The 9,722-nt window shown below is 54.9% G+C and carries 9 protein-coding genes; 1 reads left to right on the top strand and 8 read right to left on the bottom strand.

All coding sequences use genetic code 11. The annotated features are described in order from the left end of the window. Positions 1-193, bottom strand: a 193-nt coding sequence (locus ACR0DX_RS21620) for a hypothetical protein (protein WP_480847358.1), incomplete at its 3' end; no start/stop codon positions are given. Positions 194-207: 14 nt separating this feature from the next. Further along, positions 208-2,460, bottom strand: coding sequence for a hypothetical protein (locus ACR0DX_RS21615; RefSeq protein ID WP_170356246.1), 2,253 nt, complete (start codon positions 2,458-2,460; stop codon positions 208-210). Positions 2,461-2,687: 227 nt separating this feature from the next. Between ACR0DX_RS21615 and ACR0DX_RS21610 the strand changes: the two genes are divergently transcribed. After that, positions 2,688-4,319, top strand: coding sequence for a bifunctional aspartate transaminase/aspartate 4-decarboxylase (locus ACR0DX_RS21610; protein WP_170724788.1), 1,632 nt, complete (start codon positions 2,688-2,690; stop codon positions 4,317-4,319). A gap of 22 nt (positions 4,320-4,341) precedes the next feature. Here the strand turns inward: ACR0DX_RS21610 and aspT are convergent, their stop codons facing one another. The 6 genes from aspT to ACR0DX_RS21580 all read right to left on the bottom strand — a co-directional run bounded on the left by aspT (position 4,342) and on the right by ACR0DX_RS21580 (position 9,713). Continuing rightward, positions 4,342-6,042: an aspartate-alanine antiporter gene (gene aspT / locus ACR0DX_RS21605; RefSeq protein ID WP_170356244.1), complete on the bottom strand. Its 1,701-nt coding sequence runs from the start codon at positions 6,040-6,042 to the stop codon at positions 4,342-4,344. 146 nt (positions 6,043-6,188) lie between these two features. After that, the gene (locus ACR0DX_RS21600) at positions 6,189-6,344 is read right to left on the bottom strand and encodes a hypothetical protein (RefSeq protein ID WP_170356243.1); all 156 of its coding nucleotides are present in this window, start codon (positions 6,342-6,344) and stop codon (positions 6,189-6,191) included. Continuing rightward, the gene (locus ACR0DX_RS21595) at positions 6,341-6,796 is read right to left on the bottom strand and encodes a hypothetical protein (protein WP_170356242.1); all 456 of its coding nucleotides are present in this window, start codon (positions 6,794-6,796) and stop codon (positions 6,341-6,343) included. The genes ACR0DX_RS21600 and ACR0DX_RS21595 overlap by 4 nt, the downstream gene beginning before the upstream one ends. Next, positions 6,786-8,039, bottom strand: coding sequence for an agmatinase family protein (locus tag ACR0DX_RS21590; protein ID WP_209196120.1), 1,254 nt, complete (start codon positions 8,037-8,039; stop codon positions 6,786-6,788). Before ACR0DX_RS21590 ends, ACR0DX_RS21595 begins: the two co-directional genes overlap by 11 nt. Positions 8,040-8,136: 97 nt before the next feature. Then, entirely contained in the window at positions 8,137-8,904 is a 768-nt protein-coding gene (locus tag ACR0DX_RS21585; RefSeq protein WP_480847354.1) for an ATP-binding cassette domain-containing protein, read from the bottom strand. After that, the gene (locus tag ACR0DX_RS21580) at positions 8,901-9,713 is read right to left on the bottom strand and encodes an ABC transporter permease (RefSeq protein ID WP_170356240.1); all 813 of its coding nucleotides are present in this window, start codon (positions 9,711-9,713) and stop codon (positions 8,901-8,903) included. Before ACR0DX_RS21580 ends, ACR0DX_RS21585 begins: the two co-directional genes overlap by 4 nt. Positions 9,714-9,722 lie beyond the last annotated feature (9 nt).

Here is a 9,722-nt window from a genome sequence, read left to right as displayed (position 1 = left end):
TTTTGCTGGTGATGAAAAAGTATGCAACTTGGTCAGAAGACGAAGCGCCGATTTGGTTTAACGGCTGAATGCAGCAGATCATATTCGGCCCAAACCGGACTTTGAGTGGGGTCTGGTTTGCCGCGATGCGGTATTCGCTTAAGCTGGCATTCGCAGCGGGTATTGAGCTTCCCCAACTGAACTGATCCACCACTATGCTTGCGCCATTTATAGCGGTAGCAAGAAGCTTTTCATAAATCGCATGATCCCTGTCCCCGGACCATCTCCACGGCGGGTTGAACTATCCCAGACGACTGCATCTTTTGGCGCTGTTTTGAGATTGTATCCACTTAAGAACGTGTCCATCGTTGTAAGAGCGGCAAAAATGCTGAATCTTGTACTGCTACCCCAGGCGACCAGCTTGGGCATTGGAGCAGGTTTTTCCGCCTCAGATGAAGGCGTAAGACGCGCAGCCGCGGTCGTTCGAAGGATCAGGGTTCCTGGACCTTCTGCATAATAGTAGATCATACGCCCCAGTATCAGCGTCGAAAGACCAAGACTGGCAATACGTCCCATTTTCAATGTTTCGCTCATTCCAACGAAATCTGAAAACCTGAAAATCACACGCTCACCAGGTTGAAGGGACCAAGAAACAAGTTCTGCAGGCTCGTCGACTTTCAGTTCCGCATCAAATTCATCGGGTTTCTCTGCGCGGTTGCCCTCAATCCGATTCATAGCCCATGTACCGCTGGCAATGCGTGCGACAGGCATTCGAAACCCAAGCGGGCGGCGTCGGGCGGGCGGAGGCCCTTCCAACGTCACGCCCCAACGCGCTACAAAATACGCATCTTTTTCGGCAACGGGGATGCGGTAGTGCTGCCCATGGTTAGCCAAAACAGACGCTGAAGATGGGGGGGCATCTGGTAGAAACTGTGCATGCAGACTGGCGGCCCCGTTTGGCGCAAATATCACGCGCGAGAAAACAATAAGGAACGTCTTGAGCAGAATAATAACACTGTACAACGTCAAAAGCAGCGATACGTTGCGCCAGGTTCTAAAACTGCCTGTTACGGTCGACGTGGTTGTCGTGTGTGTGGTTAGATAAACTTGTTGGTAGTAGCTTTGAACCCGGGTTGAAGCATCTGACACGTCGTCAGCCAGAGCGACATCGCTGGGGCAGTTTCGGGGCCTGTTCGGGTCAGACGATGCCAGAGTAATGCATCCCGCAAAATCGGTGGTGCCGTCTATCATTCCGGTCCGCGCATCCACCATCATCTGGTTAGCCCCTTCGACGATCCATTCCTTTGTCTTGCAGACAGGATCAAGTGGAAAGCACCAGCCCGACTTTTCCAACAAGGGCAAGACCTCTTTGGGAAAGGCTGTATTCATCTGGTCTTTTACAGCTAGGGGTACACGAGCAAGGTCGTTCTTTGCGTCGCGTTCAACCGTCTTCAGGTTGAGGCTCACACGTTTATGCACCGAAATCAGATACAGATCCGACCACTGATTGATAGCGCGTTCCAGCGGGTCCGCGCTTGGATAGCTACGGGACCAGGATTTGACGTACGGAACATGGCTGTCTTGCGCCATCGGCTCGTTTTCGATCACCCAGATGATTGCCCGGTTTTCCAACTCGGCCGTCCGGCGTTCAACATCGGCAACCATCTGTGGTTCGACCCACAAATTTACGAGCGCCCACCAAAACCCGCCGAAGAAAACAAAAACAGCCAATGCAGGGCTCCAGAGTCGTAATGTCTTGCGACTGGCGGAGCGTAGATCCGATTTAGAAAGCGTTGTGACAAACTGCCAGTTGTCACGGACCATCATCCACAGCATTCGAACCAGCACCGAAATCGTCAGGAACAACAGTGCGTTCACCAGTTTGGGTTGATAGCCAAGAAACATCATCCCCAGCAAGCTGGTACCCGGAGCTGCACCGAAAAGTTGCGCAATCTGTGACCCAGCTACATCCAGAAACAGAATAGTGGTAAACCCTATGAATGACGTGGAAAGCAAATGACCGTGGCGCAGAAAAAGATAGGTGCATGCGGCAGCAAGAGCGGCATAAATCACGTGCGTGGTCATCTCAAATGCGCCGCCGGCCCCCGTCGAATTGAACTGATAAATCAGCGACGACCAAAACAAAAAGGCCGGAATTGGCCAAAGCGACAAACGCCCTAGCCGGATGACTAGGCCCGCGGAAACAAGCCCTGCCAACCCCAAAATACCGATGGCCGGATGCCCCCAACCACGCTGCTGATAAAGCGTTATTTGATCGGTAATCGTCGTCAGAACACCCGTCTTTCCAGTGGCCACCGGGTCCAGCACAAATGCATAGGACGCCAACATAGGGACCCAGCCAATAAACAGCAGGAACCAGAGGAGTTCTTGAAAAAACCGAGATTGTTGCGTTTCGATTTTGTTCAGCTCCTTGCAAAAGCGCTTCAAAAAATAATCGAATAAATAAATTTCTAATGGCAACTATGGCGTCTGTGCTTAATTCTGACAAGATGGCATCCAAAGCACCTTGAAAATAGCCTAGCTCACTGTGGGTTGGGCATTCAATAACCTGTTCTAAGGCCAAGTCTTGAATACCAGAGTTTGTGACACCGCCCGTGCCTTCGATCAGAGCGTTGTTTACTTTGGCCCTATGGTTTGCCTACGATTTCAATGAATTTTCCTGAAGTTTTTACGAAAGGTTTATTGTCATGCCCGAGACGCTCAACTTGCACAAATTTGAACATCTTAGCCCTTTTCAGATCAAAGACGAACTCATCAAGCTGGCTCAGAAAGAGTCGCATCGGATGGCCCTGCCCTATCTGAATGCAGGGCGTGGAAATCCCAACTGGATCGCAACCAAAGCACGCGAGGCGTTCTTCCTGCTGGGCCAGTTTGCGATGACCGAGGCAAAAAGGCACCGCGATGAACCACAGGTCGGGTTGGCCGGAATGCCTCAAGGCAACGGTTCTTACGAGAGGTTGAAAGCCTATTGCACCAATTCTTTGGAACAGAATGGACCTCCGGGTGCCAACACGCTGGCGGCAATGGTGGATTACGCCGTTGAAAAATTTGGTTTCACGCCTGACGACTTTGTCCTTGAACTAACCGATGGCATTGTGGGCGACCACTATCCAATGCCTGACCGATGCATGAAACACAACGAAGCCATTGTGCACGAATACATAATGTGGGCGATGTGCGCCGGGCATCGGCCCGAGGCAAAATTCGACATATATGCTGTCGAAGGTGGTACCGCCGCGATGTGCTATATTTTCAAGGCGCTTAAAAACCAGCGACTGCTTAACGCAGGCGATACAATAGCATTGGGCACACCAATCTTTACGCCTTATTTGGAAATGCCGCTTTTGGAAGACTACGGGTTGAACGTGGTCGACATATCGTCAGAGGAAGAACACCATTTTCAGTTGACGGATGATCATCTGGAGCTCTTGGCAGACCCGAAGGTCAAGGCACTTTTCCTTGTCAATCCAGGCAACCCTTCGTCGGTTGCGATCAGCCCCGAGGTCATGGCCCGGCTGGTGCATTTCGTCAATACCCGACGTCCGGATCTGATTATCCTGACCGATGATGTCTATGGCACCTTCGTGCCAGACTTTCAGTCGGTGATGGGACATTTGCCGGAAAACACGATCGGCGTTTATTCTTTTTCGAAGTATTTTGGGTGTACCGGTTGGCGTCTCGGCGCAATCTTAGTGTCTGAAAACAACATCTTCGACAAAATGATCGCCCAAGCCCCAGCGGATACGCGTGCAGTCGTTGAAGCGCGATACGAAACGCTTACCCCTGATCCGTCCTCGTTCAAATTCATCGACCGAATTGTGGCGGACAGCCGAGATGTCGCGTTGAATCATACTGCGGGTTTGTCTCTGCCACAGCAAGTTATGATGACGCTGTTTTCACTTGTTGAACTGATGGACGAAGAGAAAAAATATCAGGCGTTTTGCTGGGGTATTCTCGATCACCGTTTCAATGAGCTGGTCGAAGGTTTGGGGATAGAGGTTTCTGACAATCCGCTTTTCGACAAGTATTACGGCATTATCGATTTTGAATTCTGGCTAAGGAAATATGTAGGTGAAGAGGTTGTGGAGTGGATTAAGGAGAACGTTCACCCTCTGGATATCTCATTCAAACTGGCGCAAGACCATGGGATTGTTCTACTCAATGGGTCGGGCTTTGACGCACCAAACTGGTCGGCACGTGTCTCTTTTGCCAATCTAGATGACAGCGCCTATCGCCAGATCGGCCGGGCAGTTAGGGCGGTGGCGGTTGGCTATGTGCAAGCCTACCGCGCCGCGAATGGCCTGCCAATTCACGGTTAGTTTGCGACTACGAACGCTTTGATCAGGGAACAAAGGCCACAACGAGCGGGCCCCAGAGCGTTAAAAAGATATTGGCGACCGCGTAAGTCATCGTAAACGCGGGGGTTGGCGTCGCGTTTCCGGTCTTTTCCAACAACGTCGCAAAGCCTGGGTTGCCTGAGCGGGATCCGGTTACGACCGCGCATGCCTCGACCGGGTTTTTTATGCCCAGAATAAAGTAGTTGATCGTGAACTGCACAATCATCGGCATCAAGGTGACGACGACACCGAGCAGGAGCAAGGTAATGCCGTATTGCTGGATGGCTTCCAGCGCCGGTTTGCCAGCATTCAAGCCAACAACGCCGACAAATACCGCCAGTCCAAAGCTCTGAAGGAAGTTTGCAGCGCCGTGGTTGATGCCACCAATCTTGGGTCGACGAATGCGCAGATAGCCAATGATCAATCCGGTCACAAGACAGCCAAGCCCCGACCCAAGTGCGACCTTCGTTCCAGCAATGACAAAGCTGATCTCACCAATCAGGTAACCGATGGCAACACCAATACCCAGAGCAATGAAGTTCGTAGCCGAGGCCGAGGGCGGCACGTAGCCTGCCAATTTGGCCGCCCGGTTCAGGTCATCTTTGTGACCAACGATGCTGATCTCGTCACCAGCGTGGAGTTCCGTATTGTGCAGTACCGGCACGCCATGACCCATACGCGTGATCTTTGAGATGTGAACTCCACGACGCTGATCGGCGGTCAATGCAGCCCTCAGTTCTGCCAGAGTTTTTCCTGTCAGTTTGCGATTGGTGATGATCACGTTGCGGCGTTCCTCCACGACAACCAATTCCGGTGGATATTCCCCGATTTCGCCGCTTGCGGTGTCTTCGAAACTGGTAAGTGAGGCGACAAGGCCCGAGACAACGATTACATCACCTGCCCCGACAACGGTTTCAGGTTCAGGCTCTACCGGAATTCCGTTCTGCATCAGCTTCTCGACAATCAGATCGCCGCCATACCGTTCCTCGATGGCCTTGACAGATTGCCCGGCAAGTTGCGCATCAGCAGTCACTTGATAGGCGCGCGCCTCAAATCGGTTCATTGGAAGAAACTCACCCTCCTCCAGTTTGCGACCGCCCCCGCTGAGTTTGCTGGCCAGTTTGATCGCTTCTTGCCGAAGATCGCAGCGCAGAATGATAGGAATGACGCTGACGGCCAGAATCGGCCCAATTGAACCAAAGATATAGGTAACCGAGTAGCCTACCGCGATATTGGTTTTTAGCTTTTCCGCTTCATCTGCCGCGAGCCCTAGCAAATCAATCGCGTTGCCCGCTGTGCCGATGATTGCCGACTGCGTCAGCCCTCCGGCAGCCAGTCCAGCCGCAAGCCCTTTGTCCAGCCCAGCCATGCGAGCCACGGCGATCACGAAGAAAAGCCCCCAGGCGGTCATCATGAACGCCGCCAACAGTTTTGTCAGAGCCGAGCGGTTAAGGGCGGCAAAGAATTGCGGCCCGCCGTTATAGCCAACCATAAAAATAAACAAGGAAAAGAAGACGTTTTGCACATCAGTGCTTAGGGTAATGCCGCCGATCTGGCCTACAAAAACCGCGACCAAAAGGGTTCCGGCAATTCCGCCCAGTTCAAACTTTCCAACCCTGAATTTCCCAATGCCGTATCCTAGACCCAGGCAAAGGAAAAGCGCCATAATCGGAAACGCGCGGAGTTGTTCTGCTAAAATATCCATATCGAAATCCCCAGAGCTTCACACTGGTCAGCTTAATTCACGATACAGGGACTGATGATTTAGAAAATACTAAATTTTGATTTCGACCACAGGCACAAGGTTTCACGTGGCGCAGTGCTTAAATAACTGCGCCACGAGTCACAGACTTACCCCTTCGATCGGAAGGCCAGAAAAGCCATCACTGCAACGCCAGCGAGGATTAAGAAAACCTCACTGCCATGTGTGTGAAACGCGTGATCGGTGTGGGCCATCGCGGGCGTTGCGGCCAATGCGGCTACTGATGCGAGTCTTACAGATTTCATGCTTCGATCTCCTGTTTGCGTTGGTGAAGAAAGTCGCGGATGTCTAAAGTGGATTTCTCATCCATCGAGACATAGATCAGCGACATATTGGTACGCTCCTGCACCATCTGACCGGGGAAGGGCAGATAGCTCAGCTCGCGCGAGCCGAATGAGGGCGAGGCGGTGCCCACCTGCCATTCGGTCTTCAGCTCGATGTCGATCAGTTTCAGCGCCTTGGCACCATCTTTGGATGGGCGTTCAAAGGGGACACCTGCCAGTTTCAGATAGCTGGTCTTATCACCGGCCTGCAGGAACCCGTCGATGAATTGCGTGGCCAGAACCTGCAGGTCGGCTGCCTCATCCTCGTGATGCATGTGGCTGTGCAGGTGGTCGCCATGGGCGTGGTTGTGGCCATGCCCGTGATGGGCATGGTCATGATCGTGGTGGTGATGGTGCGGGTGATCATGTGGCATTCGACCACCTCCGCCCCTCGAATTCGCCGTGTGGGATGGCGACGGGTTTGTCGATGAACTTCTTATGCGCGCCCATCTTGCCGTTCGACACCAGCGCGCCTAGCACATCCACGATCACGCGGGTGCCCATCAGGGCGGTGATATCGGATGTGTCATAAGGCGGTGAGACCTCGACTAGTTCCATGCCACAGATGCCTTCGGCAGCGATGCCCGAGGCCAGCGCCAGCGCTTCTCGCGGAAGGAACCCGCCGGGTTCGGGCCAACCGGTGCCCGGAACAAAACCGCAGTCGATGCTGTCGATGTCGAAGGACATATAAACCATATCGACACCGTCCCACGCCATCTCCAACGCCATCTCGATGGTTTTGTCGACGCCCATCTTCTCCATATCGCCCATAGTGATGATGTTGGTCTCGCGCTCGCGGGCGACCTTGACGGCCTCACGCGGGACTTGCCAGCCGCCGATGCCGATCTGCACAAGGTTCTTGGCCGGCACATTGGGCAGGTTGGTGGAGTGAAACCACGGAGTCGTGTGCATCCTCTCATCCAAGTCTTTTTCCTGAATATCCGCGTGGCGGTCGAAGTGGACGATGCCGATTTTCTTCGACGTGCATTCGGCGATCCCGCGCACACAGGGGAAGCCAATGGAATGGTCGCCCCCGATCATGATCGGCAGCGAGCCCGAGCTGAACACATGGCTGACCGCGCGGCTGATCTGGTCAAAGCTTTTCTCGATATTGGCCGGGATGGTGAACACATCGCCCGCATCACACAGGGTCATCTGTTCGCGCAGATCGACGCCGATCTCGTAGTTGTATGGGGTATAAAGCGCCGAGATCTTGCGCACCCCCTGCGGCCCGAACCGGGTGCCGGGGCGATAAGTGGTGCCACCGTCGAACGGAATACCCAACACGGTGGCGTCATAATCGGCAACCTCCAGCACGTCTTCGGCATATGGGGCCTTGAGGAAGGTGTTGATGCCCGCAAAATGCGGCAACTCACCCCGTGCGAAAGTGGGGATCGACTTGTCCTCGATGCTGTCGGCCCCGGTCAAGCCCATGCGCAGGGCCCAGCGGCGTTCCTCGTCCCAGCGGCCTTCGGGCAGATCGGCCTCTTTCTGCATGGCCTTCCATCCGGCCAGTTTGGTCAGGTCAGGGTGGTGTTGGCGCTTTTCGCGGCGTTCAAGGTGGGTGCGCAGGTCCATCGGGTGATGGGACTGCGTGCGCTTTGGATCCGAAAACACGGTATGTCTCCCAAATCAGTGTCCCGCTGTCGGGCGGGGAATCTCCGGGCTTTGGTGAACGCAGCATGCGGAGCCCGGCGGCGCATGCTGCGGCTGTTCAGGCCCCTGCCAAAGAGGGGTACTGATCGAGAATGTCCTGATAGGGCATACCCTTGTTACGGGCGTCGAAATCATAGGTGATCGTGGCTCCGAACAGGCCCAGATCGTCCGGGTCCCAGCGGGGCTTGTCGAAGACCAGAACCCGGTCGCCCAGTTTGAACCCTTCTTGCAGGTCATGCGTGACCATGAAGACGGTCATGTTGATTTCGTCCCGCAATTCCATCAGGAAATCATGCATTTGCAGGCGCGTACCCGGATCAAGCGCGCCAAAGGGTTCATCCAGCAGCAGAATGCGCGGCCGCGCCGTCATGGCCTGACCGATGGCCAACCGCTGCTGCATCCCGCCCGACAGCGCCGCCGGGAATTGATCGGCCACATGGTTCAGGCCTATCCGTTCCAGCATCGCGTCTGCCCGCGCTGCGGCCTCGGTGCGTGCAGCCCCGCGCAAACGACCAAAAGGCTGTTCAAAGCTTTCGCCCGCGATCAGGTTGTCGCGCACGGTCATATGCGGAAAGCCCGAGTATTTCTGAAACACCACGCCGCGTTCGCGGTTCGGCTCGACTGCCGTGTCGCCACCATCAATACTGATCTCGCCCTTATACGGTCGCTCTTCAGCCAGCAGCATACGCAGGAAGGTGGACTTACCGCAGCCTGACGCGCCGACGATCGAGATGAACTCGCCTTCATCGACCGAGACATTGACCCGCTCCAGAATGGATCGGTCGCCGTAGCGTTGCCAGACATTACGGACGAATACAAAACTCATAGCCCGGCCTCCATCCACGGGAATGCACGGCGCGAGGTGGTTTTCAACGCCCAGTCGATCACGAAGGCCAGCAGGGTGATCCAGATGACGTAGGTCAGGATCACATCCATCGCCAGATAGCGGCGCACCAGAAAGATGCGATAGCCAAGGCCGACATTGGAGGCCACCGCCTCGGCCGCGATCAGGAACAGCCAGGCCGAACCTAAGGACAGACGCACATTCGAGATCAAGCGCGGCAGAATCTGCGGCAGCGCTACGCGCAGAGCAATGACCGGGGTCGAAGCCCCAAGCGTTTGCGCCTTGACGATCTGTTCCTTTGGGATCTCCATCACGCGCTGCGCCAGATCACGGGTCATGAAGGGAGTGATGCCGATGACGATCAGAACAACCTTGGACAGCTCGCCCAGCCCGAACACGATGAACAGGATCGGCAACAGGGCCAGCGGCGGCACCATCGAAATCACCGCAACAAAGCTGGACAGCAGCGACCGCGCATAGGGTAGCAAACCGATGGCCAGCCCCAACACCAAAGACAGTGCCGCCGAAATCCCGACCCCGCCCAGCAAACGCGCCAGACTGGCGAACGTGTCATTCCACAGCAGGATCTCTTTTGACCGACGGTCGGGTTCCGTGAACAGCCGGTGCGCCGTGTCCAGAATGGTTGAGGGCGCGGGCAGCAGCTTGTCCTGCGGGTTAGCTGTCAACCGGATATCCGAGGCAACCGCATAGGCCACAAACAGCACCACGAAGGGCAGCGCGGCCAGCAGCAACGCTCCGGGGCGTCCGGGTTTGTGATTGATCAGGCGCATGAGTGGGCG

It is taken from the genome of Ruegeria sp. D3 (assembly GCF_056534465.1).
Note: the sequence above shows the minus strand (reverse complement) of the source record. Positions and strands in the feature narration are given on the sequence as shown.

Excerpts from the sequence above, each read along its gene's own strand:
- ACR0DX_RS21595 (WP_170356242.1), bottom strand. The coding sequence starts at position 6,796 with ATGCCACATGATCACCCGCACCATCACCACCACGATCATGACCATGCC.
- ACR0DX_RS21610 (WP_170724788.1), top strand. The coding sequence starts at position 2,688 with ATGCCCGAGACGCTCAACTTGCACAAATTTGAACATCTTAGCCCTTTT.
- ACR0DX_RS21585 (WP_480847354.1), bottom strand. The coding sequence starts at position 8,904 with ATGAGTTTTGTATTCGTCCGTAATGTCTGGCAACGCTACGGCGACCGA.
- ACR0DX_RS21600 (WP_170356243.1), bottom strand. The coding sequence starts at position 6,344 with ATGAAATCTGTAAGACTCGCATCAGTAGCCGCATTGGCCGCAACGCCC.
- aspT (WP_170356244.1), bottom strand. The coding sequence starts at position 6,042 with ATGGATATTTTAGCAGAACAACTCCGCGCGTTTCCGATTATGGCGCTT.
- ACR0DX_RS21580 (WP_170356240.1), bottom strand. The coding sequence starts at position 9,713 with ATGCGCCTGATCAATCACAAACCCGGACGCCCCGGAGCGTTGCTGCTG.